Origin of the sequence: Sphingopyxis terrae subsp. terrae NBRC 15098 (genome assembly GCF_001610975.1) — a bacterium.
GTDB classification, from domain to species: domain Bacteria; phylum Pseudomonadota; class Alphaproteobacteria; order Sphingomonadales; family Sphingomonadaceae; genus Sphingopyxis; species Sphingopyxis terrae_A.
On record NZ_CP013342.1, the window covers coordinates 3,901,637 to 3,921,883 of the forward strand.

The following is a 20,247-nucleotide window of genomic DNA, read 5'->3' on the forward strand; positions in this document are numbered from 1 at the left end:
TTGGATGAATTGGTCGAAGATTTGTTTCATTCGGCTCTGTCTATCAAGTGCCGAATTTGTGCAAAGTCGATGTCCAAAGCGATAGGATTTTTGGAAGGAAACCGAGATGGATCGGACTGATGCGATTTCGAAATTGACTGCTCGAGGTGAGCAATTCGAGCTTCAGGATATTACGATCAATGGGAATGTGTGCAAATGGTTTGTAAACGCCCCGAGCACTTTGCCGCAAATGATCAAAGAATCGATCAGCGACCAAACTTTTTACGTTTATAAAACAGAACGATACACATTCAATGAAATGTATCAGCGGGCCTCGAGCTTGGCTGCCGAATTGATCGAAAAATATGGTATTTCGCCTGGAGATAGGGTCGCCATTGGCATGCGCAATTATCCAGAATGGCCAATCGCATTTACAGCGATCACATCAATCGGGGGCATCGTAGTCGCGCTGAACGCCTGGTGGGAATCCGATGAGCTCGAATACGGACTGAATCACACCGGAACAAAAGTTGCAATTGTTGATCAAGAGCGGCTTGACCGTATAATTGGAAATGACCGCTTGAATGAAATGCACCTCATCTCGGTTCGATCCGAACCTGAAGAGAGAGCCCAACCGATCGAACCTCTGCTAAGTCGCAAAGTCGATATGCCAGAGGTTGAGCTGGGACCGGACGATGATGCCGTAATTCTGTTTACATCTGGATCAACAGGTCATCCTAAAGGTTCAGTGTCCACCCATCGAAATATCCTCGCCTCATTACTGTCATGGGAACTTGATTTAACTTGCATGGCGGTTTTGAAAGGCAGGACGAAATCTAAAAAAAATGGCAGCAAAGCGTATACCGATTCGACGCTATTAGGGATGCCGCTATTTCATGTGAATGGTTTATTGGCAGTCTTACTAGCCAGTTACCGTAAACAGCGAAAAGTGGTTGCCATGTACAAATGGGATCCCATGCGCGCGGTTGAGCTGGTTGAACGCGAGAAAATAATCAGCTTTGTCGGCACTCCGGCCATGACGGGAGATATCATGCTGGCTGCCCAAGACACTGGTCATGATGTCGGAAGTTTGTTGGCCGTTGGCGGGGGCGGTGCTGCGCGCGCTGAATCGCAGGTCAAGGGCCTTGATGACACATTCAAAAATGCTAAGCCTGGTACCGCCTGGGGTATGACCGAGACCAATTCCATCGGCACATCTATCGTAGGCGATGATTATCTGAGCAGGCCATCGAGTTCCGGTCGCGTCAGCGCGGTTCTTGAATTGGGGGTGGTTGATGATGGCGGAAATTTTCTTCCATCAGGAGAGCGCGGAGAATTATTGATCCGAGGCACTTCAGTTATTCACAAATATTGGGAACGCCCAGACTCCATTGATGATTTTCTAGAAGATGGTTGGTTCCGAACTGGAGATATCGCATATATTGATAAAGAGGGCTTCTTGTATGTCGTCGACCGACTGAAACAGATCATAATTCGCGGTGGCGAAAACATTGGTTGTAGCGAAGTAGAGTCAGCTTTGGCAGGTTATCCGTCTATCATTGAAGCGTGTGTTTATGGTGTGCCTGATGAGAGGCTCGGCGAAGAAGTTGCGGCCACGATATACGCTGACAATCAGGTAGATGTTGCGGCATTGCAAGAAAGTTTGAAAAGCAAGCTCGCCAATTTCAAGATCCCGAAATATGTCCGGATTTCGGAGACCCCTCTGGCCAGAATTGCATCTGGAAAAATCGACAAGAAATCGATCCAGAAAGAGCATGTTCTCGAATTGGATACCAAAAAGACTTAGGACAATACCAGAGCTCTCAACACGAAAGCGGAAATCTGGCACCATACTCTATTGCACTTGACAGCGCACTAAACCTTTCTGCGATAATGAGGCGTATGGCACCCAGTTATTATGGCTGCACAATATGCTGCCTATTGTCGGTGCTCGGTTATTGTTCTGTCTTGAAGTCTGCGCAAATTTTCTTCGAAGTCCTCTTTGCTCAATTTGTAACTAGTCAAGGCGCCAATCATAACAAGATAGATCGCGGTCACGATTGGAACGAAATACGCGCCAAGATCCCAAATCGCCTGGTCCGAGACATCATCAACGCTCACCCCTTTTGGGAATTGTGCAAGCGTCAGTACGAAGGATGCCATCAACACACCCAAGCCCTGAACGCTCTTTTTCGCAAAAGTTATGGCCGCGGCCAATATCCCTTCAGAGCGCCGCCCGGTTTCCAGTTCTGATTGCTCTGCCAAATCGGCAAGCATCGAGGCGACCAAAATATTGAAACAAATTATTAGGCCAAGATCAACGATCCCAAAAATCAGGTTAAACCAGAATATGATCGGATCGCCGTTAGCCGGGAGCATATCAAACAGGCGCATACAAATAGGAATTGGCGCCGCCACAAACGCCACAAGCCCCACAATGATCGCGCCGTTCTTTTTGCCCATACGCTCAGAAACGAATGGCGCAATCTTAAAGCCGATAAAGGCCGACAGGAAAATCCCGATAGAAAGATAGCCGGTTTCCGCGGGCGTGAATTCCCAGAAATAGGAAACAAAATACAGATGCAAAGAGGCTTTGAGACCCAAACCCATAGCGCCGAGCATCGAAGCGGCAAAAATCGATACGAACGAGCGATTGGCAAGCGTTTCAAAAATCTCTTTGAAGATTTTGGGCACTGTAAGTTTGCGTTGTTGGGGCGGGCTATAAAGCGTTGGAATTCTTGAATGCGTGCCCGCCGATGACACCATAATAGAGATAAAAATCAACACCGAAGCGATAACGCCATAGGCAGTGTAAGGCGCCCGCGAGCTTACTGCCTCGGACATGGAGCCGGTTACGAAAAGTGGAAAGACAATGAAGAACATGGCGATGTTCATGAAATTGCCGCCCGACCAGGCAAAGAAATGAGCGTAGCTGATGAGCCTGCTTCTATCGTTGTAATCCTGAGTCAATTCAGGCGCCAAAGCTATATTGGGCGTTTCAAAAAATGTGATGCCNGGTCCGTNTCAAGACGGATAAACACAACAGATACCAAAAAGTCTCTGTGTCAGAGAAGCTTTCGGGGGGCATCCAAACTAAGAAAAAACACAGCGCAACCGGAATCGCAGCTCCATACATGAAAGGATGCCGGCGCCCCCATCTGGAGCGCAGATTATCCGACCAATAACCCACCAATGGATCGCTTACCGCATCAAAAAGCAGCGATATAAACAGAGCCAGCCCAACCAATCGGGGATCCAGGCCCACAACCTGGCTGTAAAACGCCAAGAGGTAATAATCGAAGCCGTTGGATTTGATACCAAAGGCCATAGCGCCCATCCCGTAAAAGACGCGCGTGTGCCAAGGAAGCGGTGGCGTAGGAATTGGCGATTGCGAGATTGGTTCTAACGGTGGATTAACGGTCGCCATGCCAATCTAATTTTTGATTTCTGAGCCGAGGACAGATTTGTATTCCAGAAATTCATCAAATCCAATCTCGCCCCATTCACGGCCATTGCCTGACTGCTTATAGCCGCCAAATGGTGCGTTGAAATCCGCATGGGCCGCGTTCACGAAAACTTGGCCCGTGCGCATCTTTCGAGCCACTTCGACAGCTTCTTGATGTTCGCCCTGAACATAGCCGGACAAGCCATAGGGCGAATCATTGGCGATCTCGATCGCGTTATCAACCGTGTCGTATGCAATGATGCTCAGCACAGGTCCGAATATCTCTTCTCGTGCAATTGTCATATCATTGCTGACATTTGAAAAGATCGTTGGCGCAATAAAATAGCCGCTCCTAACACCATCGGGCCTGTCTGCGCCGCCGGTTTCCAGCTTGGCGCCTTCTTTGACACCTTCTGAAATCAGCCGCACAATTTCTGCATGCTGACGTTTCGTCGCAATCGGGCCGATAGCCGGCGCCGGCGCATCCCAACTTGTCGCCAGCGGGATGGATTCGGCGACCTCAACTGCAATTCTAGTGGCCTCTGCCACTTTGTCTGACGGAACCAGGAGGCGCGTGCCCGCTGTACAAGTCTGGCCCACATTACTCATAATCCCTTGAACAGCCCTGCCAACAGCATCCTTCAAATCGGCACTTGGCAAAACAATATTGGCTGACTTGCCGCCAAGCTCGAGCGATACTCTTTTGATCGTATCCGCCGCTGCCTTTGAGACGTTGGCTCCGGCCATCGTAGACCCAGTAAAGCTGACCATATCAACATCTGGATGCTCAGCTATGGACGCACCCACTACTCTACCAGGTCCATTGACAAGATTGAACACACCAGGAGGCACACCAGCTTCGTGGATAACCTCAGCCAGCAACAGTGAATCCAGGGATGTTTGTTCAGCCGGCTTCAGAACGATCGTACAGCCTGTTGCCAATGCCGGCGCAACTTTGCACGCAACCTGGTTCAACGGCCAATTCCACGGAGTGATCAACCCGCAAACGCCAATGGGTTCGCGTCGTATGGCTGTAGTGCCTTGAATCTTCTGAAACTCAAAACTCTCCAGAACTTTGGCCGCGGTTGAATAATGGGCAATGCCGGCCGGGACTTGCGCCCTGCTTGACCACCAAGTTGGTGCTCCCATTTCCATGCTAATTGCTTCTGAAAACTCGTCAGCTCGAGCTTTGATTCCAGCCGCAATCCGTTCCAACATGGCCCTGCGATCTTCAACGCTAGATTGGGAAAACTCCTTGAACGCCTCCCTGGCTGCTGCCACCGCACGAGCGACATCATCTTCTCCACCGCCAGCAACGGTTGCACAAACTGTTTCGGTGAGGGGATTCACAACCTCAAATATTGACGGATTCAATGGATCAACCCATTCGCCGCCGATATACAGTTTGCTGTGTATTTTCATTTGATATGCCTCTTCTATGTGCTGCTTGCTCAGTCAAAAAAGTTGCGATCAGACTTTCGCCTGATCGCTAGTCTTTGCTCACCAAATTCCCAGCATCTGGTAGAGCGGAGAGTTCTACTAAAACTTGCCGCGCAGGGTCAGTCCATAGGTCCGTGGCTCTTGGACAAATGCACCACGTGCTCGCTGGCCAGAGAATCCTCTAAGCGGAATATGGAATGTCAAAAACCTTGTCCGCACATCAAAAAAGTTGCGAGCCCAAGCCTCAATGGTGAACTTCTCATTTGCAGTTCTAAAACCAAGGCGAAGATCCAACTTCGCGTTCGATTTCTGGATATCAAATGGTGCCGCAATGGCGGCTGCCACCGCGTCCCGTACTTGAGCTTCGGTCGTCAGACCAAAGGTCGCAGGTCTTTCAGTAGGCAAAGTACTGGTGCGCCTTTTTGATTCATAACGAACCGAGAAACCTGCGAACATCGAGGCGCCGCTTGTGTTAATCTCGGTATCAACATTGGCACCACCAATCACAACCAATTTTGGCGCATTCGTGAATTGCTGACCGCACAATGCAGTGACAGAGCCGTTGAAATTCGCATCTGTCGGATCAAATGTGGTGCAATCATCGGGATATTTGGCGTCTGTATAAGTGGCAGCCAGGTTTAGGGATAATGCGTCAGACAACGCATAGGCTGATTCAAATTCCACACCCTTGGAGCGCGCTTTATCGACATTGAATGTGCTAAACCTTGTGCCATCAAATTCCAGCACCTGAAAATCCGAAAGATCAGAATAGAACAAGGCAATATTTGCCCAGGCCCGGTTGTTCAGGAATACGGATTTGAAACCCAATTCAAAGGCATCAATTTTCTCTGAGCGGAATCGCGGATCTGCACCGCCAACCGCAGCGGAAACATCAAGGTTAAATCCACCGGACTTAAATCCATGCGTAAATCCACCATAGACGAAGGTTTGATCTGCAACTTCGTAGCTTAAATTTGCAGTATAGGTGAGCTGGTCATCCTTGAAATCTCTGTCAAATGGTTGTGGGATTAGATTCAAGTATGAAGTCACAAATGTATTTGCCGCGTTCGTATTTGCAAATTGGGTGAAGAAATTATTTGGGTCGCTAGGATCATATAGACCGGAATTGAATATCCAACAGTTCGATTGAACAACTGATGCCAGTCGTGCGGGTCCCCCTGCGCCAAAGAAACCATTCGTCCCATTGCACAGACCAAAATTAGGTGAAGTTAAGCTTGTCAAATTGTTGAATGTTGCCTCGCAGGCGTTGTGCTGTCCGGGAACTTGGTGGCCGACTTGGGCATCTTTCTTTTCAGTGATGTATCGAGCACCAAGCGTCAGATTTAGCCCGTCAGTAAGCTCCAGCACATTGTGAGTGAAGACCGAAAAAGAACTGCCATCTTGCTGTGCCCTTGGCGCGGCATAGTCGCCAGCTGCATCTACGCCGTTAGAAGCAAAATTTAGCTCATTGAAATCTGCAAAACCAAACGAACCGACGCTAACGCCCGCCTGCATATCCCGCAAAAATACCAAAGCATAACGTTGATCGATCTTCTCATGCGAATAGTATGCCCCAATTAACCAATCCAAACTGTCTTCAAAGGCATTCCCTTGAAGCCTGAGCTCATGCGATGTCGACTTAATCGTGGTGCCGTTTAGCGCATCCAAGTCCACATTTGGTAAGATAGCTTCAGCTTCGGGGCAGGGACCAACAGCGTATATTTCAAGCGAAGTGTAATCGCCGCGACAAGAATCAGCATTCGATTCGCCATAATAACCTAGATAAGAGAGGTTTGCGAAAGGCAATTCCACATCATACGTGGCGCCAACATTCCAACCGTTATAAGGGTTGGTATAGTTGCTGTCGTTCGCCAACCCTTCTTTTAGGGCTCGGCGACCAACAAAGTCAGCCCCTGCTGTTCCGCCAAATGCAGAAAATGGTGCCGAGTTAGCCTGAATAAAGGGTGAGTGATTCAACCACACCGCCGAACAACATTGATCATCCCCTCGAGAATAACCAGCAAATAGACGCAAAACGCCTGCATCTTCTAAGTCAAATAGCAACTGTCCGCGAACGGAAGATCGGTCTATCGAGCTAGAATCATATCCGTCCGGGCCAATAACATATCCATCACGCACAGCATGCGAGCCAGAGACCCGAAGAGCTACTTTTCCTTCAGAAACCGGAACATTAAACCCGCCGCGAACCTTGAACAGATCGTAATTGCCGGCGGAAACATCGAAGAATGCTTCTGTATCATCAAGGTTTGGCTTGTTGGTCTTTATGACCAAAGCGCCTGCCGAAGTGTTGCGACCAAAAAGCGTACCCTGCGGGCCCCTTAGGACCTCAACTTGCTGAACATCATTCAATTCACCAAGGACCGCACCTGGGCGCGGGATGTAAAACCCATCCACAAATGCGCCGACCGAACTTTCAATACCAATATTGTCACCGGTGGTTCCAATCCCGCGCAAACGAAGCGTCAGCCCGCCAGTCGTACTACCCGAGGAGTTCATCTGGTAGCTAGCGGCGGCCCGCTCCAAATTTGTAATGTCTGAAACGCCGGTACGCACCAACATTTCGGCATCTACGACTGTAACGGCAATCGGCGTCTCAACAATGGACTGTTCGCGCTTTGTAGCGGTGACGATTATTAGATTTCGGTCGCTCTCTGGTTCGCTCTGCGCTTGCGCAGAAGGGGCCTCCTGCTGAATATCATCATTTGCCGATGCAATCCCAGGCGCGCCCATATAGCCAAGGGCGGATGCAATCAAAGCAAATCTTGAGGTTTTGCCCCAAAAATCAGATTGATCGCCCAAGTTTAGTTTGTTGTGATCGTTGTTGCTCAAGATACCCTCCTCAGGTGCCGCAAAATAATTTTGCTTATTTCTATAGCTATCAGAGCAGGTCGCGTCCGTCAAGGTGGTGTAATTTCGGCTGTGGCCGTGGGCCATCGTCAGGCGGCTTTGGCGGTGATGTGTAGGGGCTGATTTTCCTCCTCGATCATGGGTTGGTTGAGTTCGGCCATGCCTTCGATCTGCATGTATCGGTGCTGGAGCTGCCACTCGTCGTTCTGCTCCATCAGCACAGCCCCGACGAGGCGGATGATGCTGTCTTCGTTCGGGAAGATTCCGACGACGTCGGCGCGGCGCTTGACCTCCTTGTTGAGCCGCTCGAGCGGATTGGTTGAGTGTAACTTCGTGCGGTGCTGGGTGGGAAAGCCGGTGTAGGCGAGCACGTCGGTTTCGGCCTCGTCCATGCAGGCGCCGAGCTTGGGCCAACGGGTGCGCAACTGGTCGGCGACCTGTCGCCAGACCTGCGTTGCGCTTTTCTGATCGGGCTGCAGGAAGACCTGGCGGATCGCGGCGGCGACGACAGTGTTCTGGCCCTTGGGCACATAGGACAGGGCATTGCGCATGAAGTGCACCCGGCAGCGCTGCCAGGTGGCGCCCATGACGCGGGTGATCGCGCCCTTGAGGCCCTCGTGAGCATCGGAGATGACCAGCTTCACGCCGGTAAGACCGCGCCGAACAAGGTCCTTCAGGAAGTCGGACCAGAAGACCTCCGCTTCCGAGGGGCCGATATGCAGGCCGACGATCTCGCGCCGGCCCTCGGTGTTGACGGCCATGGCGATTATTGCGGCAACGCTGATGATCCGCCCGCCTTCGCGTACCTTGAGATAGGTGGCATCGAGCCAGAGATACGGCCATTCGCCGGTGAGCGGGCGTTTCAGAAAGGCATGGACGCGCTCGTCAATGTCCTTGCAAAGCTTGGAGACGGTGGACTTGGAGATGCCGGTCATGCCCATGGCCTGGACGAGTTCATCGACCCGCCGGGTGCTGACCCCGCCGATCCACGCTTCCTGGATCACCGCAACCAGCGCTTTCTCGACCATCTTGCGGGGCTCAAGGAAGCCCGGAAAGTAGGACCCAGCACGCAGCTTGGGGATTTTCAGGTTCAGCGTGCCTACCCGGGTATCCAGCGAACGGTCGCGATAGCCGTTGCGCCAGGTCGCGCGCTCGCTGCTGCGTTCGTGGCGACCCGCGCCGATCAGGCCATCAACGTCGGCCTCCATGATCAGCTGCAGCACGTTCTCGGCGATGGTGCGCAAAAAATCCGGTTGGCCGCCCTTCGCAGCAAGCTCTTCGATCAGTAATCTGTCCTCGGTCATCGGGAACTCCTCTTCGTCACGGTTGAAGTGTGCAAACTCCACCATAACGATGAACCCGGTGGCCACCAGCGACGCCGCATTCCGGGGTGGGGCATGCCCCACCCCGGAATACACCATCGCCTACACCGGAAATTACACCACGAGCGCGGACGCTAACAAATTACTGGGCACGTGAACTCAGTCGCGTTGGTCATACTGTAAAGCTGATCGCGCCGCATTATGTTCGCCCGTTCGTCAAAAGGCAGAAGAACGATGCCGCGGATGCCGAGGCCATTGTCATCGCCGCGCAGCGGCCGGAAATGCGCTTCGTCGCTGCCAAGTCAGAAGACCAACAAGGCCGGGCAATGCTGTTTCGTACCCGAACCCGGCTCGTCCATCAGCGTACTGAGTTGATCAACATGCTCCGCGCCTTCCTTTACGAATTCGGTCATGCAGTTCCCCAAGGGGTTCAGCAATGTCAGCGGATTGAAGCGATCGTCGAGGAGGTTAACAGCGACCTTCCGGAAATCGTTCGCTCGGAATGCCTTGAAATCCTCGATCAAATTACCGGGATGACGGCGCGGATCAAACGAAGCGACGAGCGGATCAGAGCCTTGGCGGCTCAAACCGACACCGCACGCCGGTTGCAGACGATGCCCGGTGTCGGCCCTATGACAGCTTTTGCTGTCGACGCCTTCGCTCCGCCAATGGAAAGCTTCAAGTCCGGCCGCGATTTTGCAGCCTGGCTGGGATTGGTGCCTCGTCAGCATTCAAGCGGTGGCAAGGCCCGCCATGGGCGCATTTCGAAAGCAGGGCAGGCTGATATTCGCCGCCTCCTGATAATTGGCGCAATGTCCCGACTGAACTGGATGGGTCGGAAATCTATCATAGCAGGCTCCTGGCTCGCGAACCTGAGTGCACGCAAACCGCGGATGTTGGTCGCGATTGCCTTGGCCAACAAGATGGCGCGGGCGATCTGGGCCATGCTCACCAGACAGGAGAACTTCCGGGATTCGATGGCAGCAACCGTGGCTTGATCAAACCGCGATAGGCTGACGTCGGTGAAGGGGAGCAGGAAGGCAATGATTTGAATGGGAAAAGGATCGAACAGATCGGATCAGGAAAACCAGCCCTAGCACGTGAGCTTCCATGCTCGGAAAGTAGTTTTGGACCTGATCCGCGGATCACCATACCGGCCAGCGGTCTCTGAAACGCCGCATACGAAGGCCTGACAGAAGACCGCACTCGATCATTTACTCATTCAAGCCGAAAGCCTCTTGCGCAACGGACGGCAACCACAGAAGTGCTAGTTGTCTGGTTGCGATACATCATTGGCATAATATAGGATGTCATCGACTTTTGCCATAAGTGTCCCCCGTCAGCACCTATGGCACAGATTTGAGGTTGTGATTTAAGGAGGGTTTGGGCTTCGTCGTAGTGACGAAGGAACGAAGATGAAGCCCAAATCCTCTAATGCAAAATCGCCTGCCAAGGCCTCGGCGGCACAGGTGGTCAAGGATATCCGCCGGCAGACCCGTCGGCACTTCTCAGCCGAGGACAAGATCCGGATCGTGCTGGAAGGCCTGCGTGGTGATGACTCCATCGCCGAGCTGTGCCGCAAGGAAGGCATTGCCCAGAGCCTGTATTACACATGGTCAAAGGAGTTCATGGAGGCCGGCAAGCGCCGCTTGGCGGGCGACACTGCTCGTGCTGCCACGACCGATGAGGTCAAGGATCTGCGCCGCGAGGCAAGCGCCCTGAAGGAGTGCGTGGCCGACCTGACGCTGGAAAACCGGTTGCTCAAAAAAAGCATGATCGCGGATGGGGAAGGCGACGCATGAGGTATCCCGCATCCGAGAAGCTCGAGATCATCCGGATCGTCGAACAGTCGCACTTGCCCGCCAAGCGCACGCTGGACAAGCTCGGCATCCCCCGCCGGACGTTTTATCGGTGGTATGATCGCTACCTCGAGGGCGGGCCGGAAGCGCTGGAGGATCGGCCATCGGCGCCGAGCCGGGTGTGGAACCGCATCCCGTCCGAGATCCATGACCAGATCATCGAGCTGGCGCTGGACCAGTCCGAGTTGAGCCCTCGCGAGTTGGCGGTGCGGTTCACCGACGAGAAGCGCTACTTCGTGTCGGAAGCCACGGTTTACCGGCTGCTCAAGGCCCATGATCTGATCACCAGCCCGGCCTACGTCGTGATCAAGGCGGCCGATCAGTTCCACACCAAGACCACACGGCCGAACGAGATGTGGCAGACCGACTTCACCTACTTCAAGATCATCGGGTGGGGCTGGATGTACCTGTCGACCGTGCTCGATGACTTCTCGCGCTACATCATCGCCTGGAAGCTTTGCACCAATATGCGGGCCGAGGACGTCACCGACACGCTGGACCTCGCCCTGGCGGCTTCCGGCTGCGACAGCGCCACGGTGCGGCACAAGCCCAGACTGCTCAGCGATAACGGCCCGAGCTACATCGCCGGCGAACTGGCAGACTATATCGAAGCCAACAAGATGAGCCATGTGCGTGGCGCCCCGTTGCATCCGCAAACACAGGGCAAGATCGAGCGCTGGCACCAGACCCTCAAGAACCGCATCCTATTGGAAAATTACTTCCTGCCCGGCGATCTCGAAATCCAGATCGAGGCGTTCGTCGAGCACTATAATCACCAGCGTTACCACGAGAGCCTGGCCAACGTGACGCCCGCTGACGCCTACTTCGGCAGGGCATCTGCCATCATCAAACAGCGCGAAAGGATCAAACGACAGACCATCGAACATCGGCGCTTGCTTCACCGCAAGCTCGCCGCTTAACATCAACCCCAAGACGAGGCCCGCACTCCGCTAATCTACGCCGCGAGTTGTGCCGAATGTTCTGACGACGGACAATTGAGAATGGATAACGTATCGACGCCGATGACACCGTCATCCCTGATGTCGTAGTCGTGCTGGAAGGCCTTCACGGCCCTTACGATACCTACGGTGTAAAGGGTGCCATCTACGGGCTGCGATGGCGAGGCCTCGGTCGTCACCGGCATAGCCAGGTAGCGATGTTCCACGAGCGCCGTCACGATCTGGGGGATCCGTGGATCCCGGTCGCCTGGATGGATCAGGTCTCCGCTGGCAATCTGCGCGACGTTCTCCTGGGACGCTGCCTTTTGCTGCTGCAGGTAGGTGTCCGCCAAAGCGCGATACTCAGGGGTATCCGGCGCGAGGCTATCCAGCCACGCATCCACCCGGCCAGCCCGAACCGCTGTGGCCAATCCTGATGCGAGATCTACCTCAGGGCGAGGATGGGTGTATATGGTGTGGAGCTTCGCTGGATCAGCGACACCGCGAGCCAGCGCGCCTGCGAACATCAGGGCAGCACTGGTCAGGGCAATCTCGCGCGCTGGGGCGGATAGCTTCGATAATTCCGGGTGAAAATGCACGCGGTCCAGGCCGTGGTCCGCCCGCTTTCCAAGCGCGGCCCTCAATGCCTGCTCTGCACGCGGCGACCAAATGGCCGCCCAGTCGGCCTTTTCGTAGAACTCGCGGACTTGTGTGTCCTGCGCCTCTGCCTGCAATTCCGCAGCTGGAATGCTCGGGGGGAGCTCAGAAAGTTCTGATTGAGCCTCAGGTTCCCTTGTTTTGCTTACCTCTGGACCGCTGCAACCGGCAGTCAGCACAAGGACCACCGGAAAAATATGTTTTAGTTTCAAAGGCACGGGCGGTCATCTTCCAAGCTTGATGGCGTAAGCGCCGATACATCCGTGCTCTACCTCGCCAGTTCAATTGATGCGCTTATTGGAACCTCACTGTCCCGAAAAGAATTGCATGGAGCCAGTCGCGATGAAGCGTTGGTGCCAGGATAGGGCTTCGCCCAGCAAGGCGGGCGAGTGCTTACCATAGGAATCGCGCAGTGCCCGCTCGTAATAATCGGCGAGCATTGCCCTATAGTCAGGGTGAACGCATTTCTCGATAACGAGCCGGGCACGCTGCTTTGGCGCAAGCCCGCGCAAATCGGCCAGGCCACGTTCAGTCACGATCACCTGCACATCCTGATTGATGTGATCGACATGGCTGACTTGCGGCACAATCGTCGAGATCGCCCCACCCTTGGCGGTCGAAGGCGCCATGAAGATCGAGATATAGGCATTGCGGGCAAAATCGCCCGAACCGCCGATACCGTTCTGGATCGCCGATCCCATGACATGGGTGGAATTGACGTTGCCGTATATATCCGCCTCGATCATGCCGTTCATGGCGATGCAGCCGAGCCGCCGGATCAGTTCTGGATGATTGCTCATTTCCTGCGGGCGCAGGATGATCCGCGTCCGGTAGCGGTCCATATCGCCATTCAGTGCGTGTGCGGCCTCCGGGCTGAGCGAAAACGCGGTCGACGATGCCATCCGCAGCTTGCCCGCAGTGAGCAGGTCGAGCATTCCGTCCTGCAAGACCTCGGTATAGGCAGTCATGTTCTCGAACGGACTGTCGATCAGGCCGGTCAGCACGGCGTTGGCGATGTTGCCGACGCCCGATTGCAGCGGCAGCAGGTTGGCCGGAAGCCGCCCCTTCGCCACTTCATGCGCGAAGAATTCCAACAGGTGCCCGGCGATCAGCAACGCGCTCTGGTCGGGCGCCTTGAACGCCTGATTGCGATCAGGCGTGTCGGTTTCGACAATGGCGACGACTTTGGCAGGATCGCAGCGGAAGGTGGGCTGACCGATCCGGTCATCGGGCCTGATCAGCGGGATCGGCACGCGGTGCGGTGGCAGCGCTGTGCCGTAATAGATGTCGTGCATCCCCTCCAGCGCAGGGTTCTGCCAGCGATTGACCTCAAGGATGATCTGGCCTGCGCGGTCCAGCCAGGTCTTGTTGTTGCCCACCGACGAGGCGGGAACCAGCGAGCCATCGGGCAGGATCGCCGTCACTTCGACAAGCGCGGTATCCAGGGGGCCAAGGAAGCCCTGCCATGCCATCGGCGCGACCTGGCTGAGGTGCATGTCGAAATAATTCATCTCGCCGCGGTTGATCTGTCCGCGGGCAATCGGATCGGAGTTGTAGGGCAGGCGGAAGTCGATGCCCTTGGCCTTGGCCAGCGCGCCATCGAGTTCCGGCCCGGTAGACGCGCCGGTCCACACGCTGATCGAGAACGGATCGCCGGCATCGTGCGCCGCCTCGATCCGATGGGCTAGGGCCAGCGGCACCGCCTTAGGGTATCCAGAGCCAGTAAAGCCGCTCATGCCGACCGTGGTGCCCGGCGCAATCAGCGCTGCGGCCGCCTCTGCATCCATGACCCGCGATCGGAGCTCGACATTCGCAATGCGTGAACTGGTCAATTCGCGATCTCCGTGGTTGCTGGCGAGGCCCAGCTGCGTAGGGGGCAGGTCATGGTCGATCAACGCTATTTACAGACGGCGCAGGTCAAGCCAGCGAAGATGGCAACCTGCGCGCGAGAGCTAATCGGACAACGTCTCAGCCGACCAAGAATTTCGCGATCAGGTTTCTGGATTCGAAGCCATGCAATGGCCCACTGAGCAGACTGATAATGCCTGGTGGTCGTTAATGGAAGGCGATGGCATAGCTTGCCAACGCAGCGCCTGCCTGAGATGCGGAATACGACAACTCGCCTCGTAAGATCGCCGATCCTTCCCATGCATGGATGCCCGGAGGCGCAACCTAGTTCCGATCATCATTGCCGCAATACTACTGGGCGCTTGTGACCGCCGCGAAGATGCTCAGGACGGCAGCAGCTCACCGGCAGTGGATGTCGTGCCTTCGGGCTCACCGACTGGTGTGCCCGCGAAGCGCACGGATGTTGGGCAGCCCGATCCTGTCGCTTTCCTGCCCCTCAGGGGAGAACCGGTTGCGGATCAATGTGCCCGGCTTCAAACCGATCGGCAGCGAAGAGCGCCTGTCATTCGGCAGTGGCGGGGAAGTGGAAGCGCTTGTGGCCGATGTCCGCGGCGATCGCCGGCTCGGCGGGGTCAGTGCGGTGGGAGCGGTCCCGGCCAACCTCGCGGCGCTGTTGGGCGGCCCGGTCTCGGCCAGCTATGGCGCCCAGACCAGCGGCCCCCACCCTCCTGTACCCGAAGCGCTTGTCGGGTCGTTCGTTGCTGCCTGTCGCGGCAAGGCACTTGCCGAGACGCCGCGCGCGGGATTGCCAGAGCGCCCGGTCAGTCCCTGCCGCGTTCAGGACGGCCGGGAACTTGCGGCGCAGCGCCTGCGCGCGGTCGGGACAGAACCCTTCTGGGGTGCGCGGATCGAAGGCCGCTGCGTCACCTATTCCCACCCGGAGGACCAGCAAGGCACGCGCGTCTGGACCCGGTTCACGCCAATACCGCATGGCGGGGTGTGGAGCGGCGCGCTTGGCGGGCGCCAGTTCGAACTGCGGACCCGTGCCGCGCCCGGCTGTTCCGACGGCATGTCAGACAAGACCTACCCAGTTGCCGTGGAGCTTCTGGTACATGGCGAAAGGCGGAACGGCTGCGCCGAGCCGATGTGAGGTCGGATTGCTGGTTCAAAAAGCATAATCGCGCAAAAAACGGTTCACCGGACCAGGTCCAGGAACCGCTTTGAAAGTCAGGAACACGCAGCGCTAACGCCACGAGCCCTTAGGGTCGCACTTTCCCGCTTACAACCTATTTCGATTCGCAATTGTATGGATTCGAGAAGTGCAGAAAGGTCGGATGATGTCCCACGGGGTGGTTTAGCTGGGGTTGAGGTGGTCACCGTGATTTCGGGATAGGTTTAGGTTGGCAGACTCGAACCTGAAGGAAGGAACCACCATGACCGATCAGCGTATTCCCTATCTACTCGATAGGGTGTTTAGTTGCAAACCATTTTGAGCACCGGAGCGCCGGATTGCACGGAGCCAGTGACAAAGCGTTTTCAGATCATGCCGGCGGCGTAGACAACCAGCCAGGCGGCCGGAAGCAGCAGCAGCTGGGCGAGAAGCGTGCCTGCCACCCGGCTAAGCGAAAGCCAGACGATGGTCCGGCGAAACCGGGCCTCATCGACAGATCCCGCGACGACATCGTCGGTCATGACCGAAAGCTGGGGATCGATGAGGACAAACAGAAGCAGTGTCGCGACACCATTCACGATCGCTGAGAGCTGAGAAGCGGTAACGCGGTATTCGGGATAGAGGTAGCCAGCGTAGAGGGAGGCGATCACTCCGACGGTCAGCAGGGGCTGGGCGAGGACGTTCAGCCCGATCACCTTCATCGGCAGCCCGCCGACCTTCCGCAGCCCCGAGACATTTTCCCGCGCGGGAACAGTGCTTGTCCGGCGGATATAGCCCAGTCCGCCTTTCGAAAAGGCGTGCAGCAGCAGACGCCCCATTGACCTGTGCTCCTGGAAGTGGCCGATTGCGCTGCAAAACCAGCGCTGGACAGTCGGGACCATGAGCGCACCAACAACGGCAGCGGCGGTCGCCGACAGCAAGATGATCCTGAATTCCCAGAGCAGGTGCTCGCCGGCCCCCGTTGCCAGCGCATTCTCGATTCGCTTGGCGAGAAACGGGCCAAGAAAGCTGTTGGACAATCGCGACACGAGGACGAGGACATTAAAAAGGGCGAACGATATCGCGATGCGCCTCGTCCTGACCCCCGCAATCCGGGCCGCGTAGGCAAGCGCGCCGATAAGATGGATGCTGAAGGTGAGCAGGCAGATCAATACCAGCTGGTTGTCCATGGCCGCACGCTCCGACTGCCGACAGGTTATTTCCTAGCGGCGCGATAGGTATTAAGAGGAGATCACGACATGTGGCAATTGCTGAGTTGGGACTGAGAACACTGTGAGGCGGTATAGTCAGCAGGAAATCGAATGAGCTTCGACCAGGGAGCAATTCTTGCCATCCTGCTGGTCATGCTCGTTGCTTATGCGACCGAGCGGTTCCGGGTCGAGGTCGTTGCACTGTGCGGCCTTGCTGCGGGGTTCGCGACCGGCGTGGTCCCGGTGCAATCGGTGTTCTCGGGCTTTGCGAGTCCGGCAGTCATCACCGTCGTCGAGATTCTGCTGGTGGTGGCCGCACTGTCACGAACGCGGATCATCGACGATTTCGCCCGCCGGATCGCCTCGCGGTGGGAAAGTGAAACGGGCGTGCTTCTCTTTCTGTGCGTGACGGGCGCGACGATCTCCATCTTCATGAACAACATCGGCGCGCTGGCGCTGCTTTTCCCGGTAGCGATTTCAGTCTGCTCGAGGCTCAACATCGCGCCGGCCAAGGTCTTGATGCCGTTGTCATTCGCAACTCTGCTCGGCGGCATGTGCTCGCTGACCGGAACGCCGGCCAATCTCGTCGTTAACGAATGGGTGGCGAACGAGACCGGGCGGAATCTAGGGTATTTCGAGCTGGGGCTGGTCGGGGGCCCGCTTGCGGTTATCGGCATCGTGTGGGTGGCTTTCGCGGGACCGCGCATCTTCGGCCGGTTCACCGACGGTGCAGCCCCTGTGCTCGACGGGGGGCCCAGCGACTTTCTTGCCGAACGCACTGTTCCGCGTACCAGTCCCCACATCGCAAAACGGGTGCCCGATCTCGAAGCGAGCCTCGGCATCCGGATCCACGGCGTGATGAGGAATGGCGCCCATGTATTCGCTCGCCGCCCGGACATCGTCCTCGCCTCAGGTGATACGATCCTCATCGAAGGAACCATCGCGCAGATGGAGGAGCTCGAGGAATCGGGCGCTTTCGATGTCGCGCTCGGCGCGAACCACGAAGCGCTGACTGAAGTCGTAGTCATGCCCGAGAGCCTGCTGCTCGGATCGCGGGTGGAGGATGTAGAAAGCTACGGGACGGGTGACGTTATCGTCAAGGCGATCGCCAGCCGGCGGGGCCGTGTCGAAGGCCGCTTCGCCGATCTCGCCGTGTCAATGGGCGATGTCATGGTTCTCGGCGGCGACCGGGACGCGGTGCGCCGCCTGGCAAGCGAATGCGGGCTGCTGGTTCTTTCGCCCCGCCGCCCGTCGCGTCAGATCCAGCGCGCAGCGGTGCCGGTCGCGATCTTTACTGCCGGTGTCCTTGCCACTGCCTTCGACTTGCTGCCGACGGAGGTCGCTTTCGGCGCCGTCGTCCTGGGACTGATCGTCACCGGAAGTCTGAATCTGCGCAATGCCCTGCAGGATCTCAACTGGGGCATTGTCCTGTTGCTCGCCGCGATGATCCCTTTGGGACTCGCCGTCGAGGAGACGGGTGCCGCGCGCCTCATCGCGAACGAGATCGCGGGATATTTGCCCACGGGGCAGCCGCTGGTCGTCGTCCTCGCTGTCCTGACGCTTGCTGTCGTTGTCACGCCCTTCATCGATAACGTGTCCACCGCGATCGTGCTCAGTCCGATCGCAGCGGGTCTAGCGACCCGCACGGGCACGCCGGTCGAACCGCTGCTCATCGCTGTAGCGATCGGCGCATCGCTCGATTTCCTTACTCCGTTCGGTCATCACAACAACGCGGTCGTGATGGGCGCCGGCGGCTATCGCTTCCTGGACTTCTCGAGATTGGGAGCGCCGCTGACCGGGCTTTGCCTGCTAACGGCTGCGCTAGCGTTTGCATGGCTGCTCGCGGCCTGACCCTTGCAAGAAATGCTGCTGCTCGCTAAATGCCTACTTATGCAATAGGGAACTTCGATGATCTCGAATAAGGCCAGATATGCCTTCAGGGCCTTGCTCACGATAGCAGCGGCACCCGAGGGCGAAGCCATGACCAGCTCCGAGATTTCGCGCCGCTACAACATTCCGCACAAGTTTCTCGAGCAGATCCTGCTCGACCTGAAAAAGGCAGGCATTCTCGAGAGCCGCCGGGGCAAGAGTGGCGGTTACGTGATGCTCCGTCCCGCAGATACGGTCAGTTTCGGCGAGGTTCTGAGGATCTTCGAGGGTCCGCTGGCGCCTCTCCCCTGCCTTTCGCGGCAATCCTACCGGCGCTGCGAGGATTGCGTCAGCGAAGCCCACTGCGAGATCCGGCGCGAGTTTGGACGGTCCTACGATGCCAGCCGGCGGGTGCTCGACGCACGGACTATCGGCGATGCGCTCGCGAACACGCCGTTTGGCTCGCCCGTGCCGCTCGAGGAGCGCCGCACCGCTTAGCACCTCTATTCAATTTTGTTGCATATCCCTAGTTACCCGGTAGGCTTTATCGGGAGTTGATTCGGACGGTGCGCTGGCGCCGGCCTCTGACAGGGAGAATGCAATGATGAAGACTTTCCCGAGATGGCGCTCAGGAGCGCTGGGGGTACTGCTCGGCGGCGCCGTTCTGGCGCTGGCTGCGTGTTCGCAGGACAGGGCAAGTGGGGATGGTGATGCCGCGACCGGGACTGTCGAACTCCTCAACGTCTCCTACGACCCTACCCGTGAACTTTACGAAGAGATCAATCCCAGGTTCGCCGCGCAGTGGAAAGAGCAGACGGGGCAGGATCTGAAGATCAACATGAGTCACGGCGGGGCGGGTAAGCAGGCGCGCGCGGTCATCGACGGTCTCGATGCCGACGTGGTGACCCTCGCGCTCGCCTATGACATCGACGAGATTGCCGCGAAGACCGACGCGCTGAGCGAAGGCTGGCAACAGCGCCTGCCGAACAACAGCGCGCCATATACCTCGACCATCGTCTTCCTGGTCCGCGACGGCAATCCCAAAGACATCAGGGATTGGGATGATCTCGTAAAGCCGGGTGTCAGTGTCATTACGCCGAACCCGAAAACGAGCGGGGGCGCGCGGTGGAATTTCCTCGCTGCCTGGGCCTACGCAGAGCAGAAATACGGGTCCGATGGGGCGGCGCAGGAATTCGTAACGAAGCTCTTCGGGAATGTGCCGGTCCTCGACAGCGGCGCGCGCGGATCGACCACGACCTTCGCGGAACGCGGGATCGGTGACGTTCTGCTGGCCTGGGAAAACGAAGCCTTCCTCGCCCAGAAGGAACTTGGCGAAGACAAGTTCGACATCGTCGTTCCGTCCGTTTCTATCCTCGCCGAACCGCCGGTTACTGTCCTCGACGGCAACGCCCGCCGACATGGCACTTCGGAAGTCGCAGAAGCCTACCTGCGCTATCTCTACACGCCCGAAGCCCAGGACATCATCGGCAGGAATTTCTACCGGCCGACGGGAGAGGCCGCGAAGAAGAAGTACGCCTCGGTCTTCCCGCAAGTGAACCTGGTCACCATCGACGGCGAATTCGGTGGCTGGCAGGCGGCACAGAAGCGCTTCTTCAACGATGGCGGCGTCTTCGACAAAATCTACGCGCCGAGATAAGCTC

The 20,247-nt window shown here is 56.6% G+C and carries 15 protein-coding genes; 7 read left to right on the forward strand and 8 right to left on the reverse strand.

Annotated elements, in window-relative coordinates; all coding sequences use genetic code 11:
• Positions 1 to 106 precede the first annotated feature (106 nt).
• Positions 107 to 1,786 (forward strand): class I adenylate-forming enzyme family protein, encoded by a 1,680-nt coding sequence (locus AOA14_RS19480; protein ID WP_082820007.1) that lies wholly within the window; start codon positions 107 to 109, stop codon positions 1,784 to 1,786.
• A 131-nt stretch (positions 1,787 to 1,917) separates the two neighbouring features.
• Here AOA14_RS19480 and AOA14_RS18655 read toward each other — a convergent pair whose 3' ends face one another.
• The 5 genes from AOA14_RS18655 to AOA14_RS18670 form a co-directional block, all read right to left on the reverse strand.
• Positions 1,918 to 2,949, reverse strand: coding sequence for an MFS transporter (locus AOA14_RS18655; RefSeq protein ID WP_062902881.1), 1,032 nt, complete (start codon positions 2,947 to 2,949; stop codon positions 1,918 to 1,920).
• Between the two features lie 28 nt (positions 2,950 to 2,977).
• The gene (locus AOA14_RS20280) at positions 2,978 to 3,406 is read right to left on the reverse strand and encodes an MFS transporter (protein ID WP_202988334.1); all 429 of its coding nucleotides are present in this window, start codon (positions 3,404 to 3,406) and stop codon (positions 2,978 to 2,980) included.
• 6 nt (positions 3,407 to 3,412) lie between these two features.
• A complete protein-coding gene (locus AOA14_RS18665; protein WP_054588540.1) occupies positions 3,413 to 4,846 on the reverse strand; it encodes an aldehyde dehydrogenase family protein in 1,434 nt (477 codons plus the stop codon).
• Between the two features lie 117 nt (positions 4,847 to 4,963).
• Positions 4,964 to 7,714, reverse strand: coding sequence for a TonB-dependent receptor (locus AOA14_RS19485; RefSeq protein WP_202988335.1), 2,751 nt, complete (start codon positions 7,712 to 7,714; stop codon positions 4,964 to 4,966).
• A gap of 107 nt (positions 7,715 to 7,821) precedes the next feature.
• Positions 7,822 to 9,036, reverse strand: coding sequence for an IS256-like element ISSpma2 family transposase (locus tag AOA14_RS18670; protein ID WP_006954973.1), 1,215 nt, complete (start codon positions 9,034 to 9,036; stop codon positions 7,822 to 7,824).
• A gap of 86 nt (positions 9,037 to 9,122) precedes the next feature.
• Between AOA14_RS18670 and AOA14_RS18675 the strand changes: the two genes are divergently transcribed.
• Positions 9,123 to 10,052, forward strand: coding sequence for an IS110 family RNA-guided transposase (locus AOA14_RS18675; protein ID WP_201258348.1), 930 nt, complete (start codon positions 9,123 to 9,125; stop codon positions 10,050 to 10,052).
• A gap of 417 nt (positions 10,053 to 10,469) precedes the next feature.
• Positions 10,470 to 11,833, forward strand: a protein-coding gene (locus AOA14_RS18685) for an IS3 family transposase (RefSeq protein WP_145923455.1) whose coding sequence is annotated in 2 segments (ribosomal slippage) — positions 10,470 to 10,818 and positions 10,818 to 11,833 — 1,365 coding nt in all. Because the reading frame shifts where the segments join, the coding sequence is not laid out codon by codon here.
• Between the two features lie 35 nt (positions 11,834 to 11,868).
• On the opposite strand, the gene AOA14_RS18690 is transcribed toward AOA14_RS18685, so the two are convergent.
• Both AOA14_RS18690 and AOA14_RS18695 read right to left on the reverse strand, forming a co-directional pair.
• Complete coding sequence (locus AOA14_RS18690) at positions 11,869 to 12,720, reverse strand: L,D-transpeptidase scaffold domain-containing protein (protein ID WP_158514426.1); 852 nt, start codon at positions 12,718 to 12,720, stop codon at positions 11,869 to 11,871.
• Between the two features lie 93 nt (positions 12,721 to 12,813).
• Positions 12,814 to 14,295 (reverse strand): succinyl-CoA:acetate CoA-transferase ScpC, encoded by a 1,482-nt coding sequence (locus tag AOA14_RS18695; RefSeq protein ID WP_409372274.1) that lies wholly within the window; start codon positions 14,293 to 14,295, stop codon positions 12,814 to 12,816.
• 521 nt (positions 14,296 to 14,816) lie between these two features.
• Between AOA14_RS18695 and AOA14_RS18700 the strand changes: the two genes are divergently transcribed.
• A complete protein-coding gene (locus AOA14_RS18700) occupies positions 14,817 to 15,506 on the forward strand; it encodes a hypothetical protein (RefSeq protein WP_145923457.1) in 690 nt (229 codons plus the stop codon).
• Between the two features lie 386 nt (positions 15,507 to 15,892).
• Here AOA14_RS18700 and AOA14_RS18705 read toward each other — a convergent pair whose 3' ends face one another.
• Positions 15,893 to 16,696 carry a lipid II flippase Amj family protein gene (locus tag AOA14_RS18705; protein ID WP_062902887.1) on the reverse strand — a complete coding sequence of 268 codons (804 nt, stop codon included), beginning with the start codon at positions 16,694 to 16,696 and terminating at the stop codon, positions 15,893 to 15,895.
• 132 nt (positions 16,697 to 16,828) lie between these two features.
• Between AOA14_RS18705 and AOA14_RS18710 the strand changes: the two genes are divergently transcribed.
• The 3 genes from AOA14_RS18710 to AOA14_RS18720 all read left to right on the forward strand — a co-directional run bounded on the left by AOA14_RS18710 (position 16,829) and on the right by AOA14_RS18720 (position 20,243).
• On the forward strand, positions 16,829 to 18,568 hold the full coding sequence (locus tag AOA14_RS18710) for an SLC13 family permease (RefSeq protein WP_062902888.1): 1,740 nt from the start codon (positions 16,829 to 16,831) through the stop codon (positions 18,566 to 18,568).
• Positions 18,569 to 18,625: 57 nt separating this feature from the next.
• Positions 18,626 to 19,084, forward strand: a complete 459-nt coding sequence (locus AOA14_RS18715) for an RrF2 family transcriptional regulator (protein WP_062902889.1) — start codon at positions 18,626 to 18,628, stop codon at positions 19,082 to 19,084.
• Between the two features lie 103 nt (positions 19,085 to 19,187).
• Entirely contained in the window at positions 19,188 to 20,243 is a 1,056-nt protein-coding gene (locus AOA14_RS18720; protein WP_322787187.1) for a sulfate ABC transporter substrate-binding protein, read from the forward strand.
• The last annotated feature ends 4 nt before the right edge of the window (positions 20,244 to 20,247 follow it).

What these genes read in the sequence shown, in the direction of transcription:
- AOA14_RS18705 (WP_062902887.1), bottom strand. Translation starts at nt 16,696, where the DNA reads ATGGACAACCAGCTGGTATTGATCTGCCTGCTCACCTTCAGCATCCAT.
- AOA14_RS18665 (WP_054588540.1), bottom strand. Translation starts at nt 4,846, where the DNA reads ATGAAAATACACAGCAAACTGTATATCGGCGGCGAATGGGTTGATCCA.
- AOA14_RS18695 (WP_409372274.1), bottom strand. Translation starts at nt 14,295, where the DNA reads ATGGATGCAGAGGCGGCCGCAGCGCTGATTGCGCCGGGCACCACGGTC.
- AOA14_RS18670 (WP_006954973.1), bottom strand. Translation starts at nt 9,036, where the DNA reads ATGACCGAGGACAGATTACTGATCGAAGAGCTTGCTGCGAAGGGCGGC.
- AOA14_RS18715 (WP_062902889.1), top strand. Translation starts at nt 18,626, where the DNA reads ATGATCTCGAATAAGGCCAGATATGCCTTCAGGGCCTTGCTCACGATA.
- AOA14_RS18700 (WP_145923457.1), top strand. Translation starts at nt 14,817, where the DNA reads ATGTTGGGCAGCCCGATCCTGTCGCTTTCCTGCCCCTCAGGGGAGAAC.
- AOA14_RS18710 (WP_062902888.1), top strand. Translation starts at nt 16,829, where the DNA reads ATGAGCTTCGACCAGGGAGCAATTCTTGCCATCCTGCTGGTCATGCTC.
- AOA14_RS18720 (WP_322787187.1), top strand. Translation starts at nt 19,188, where the DNA reads ATGATGAAGACTTTCCCGAGATGGCGCTCAGGAGCGCTGGGGGTACTG.
- AOA14_RS19480 (WP_082820007.1), top strand. Translation starts at nt 107, where the DNA reads ATGGATCGGACTGATGCGATTTCGAAATTGACTGCTCGAGGTGAGCAA.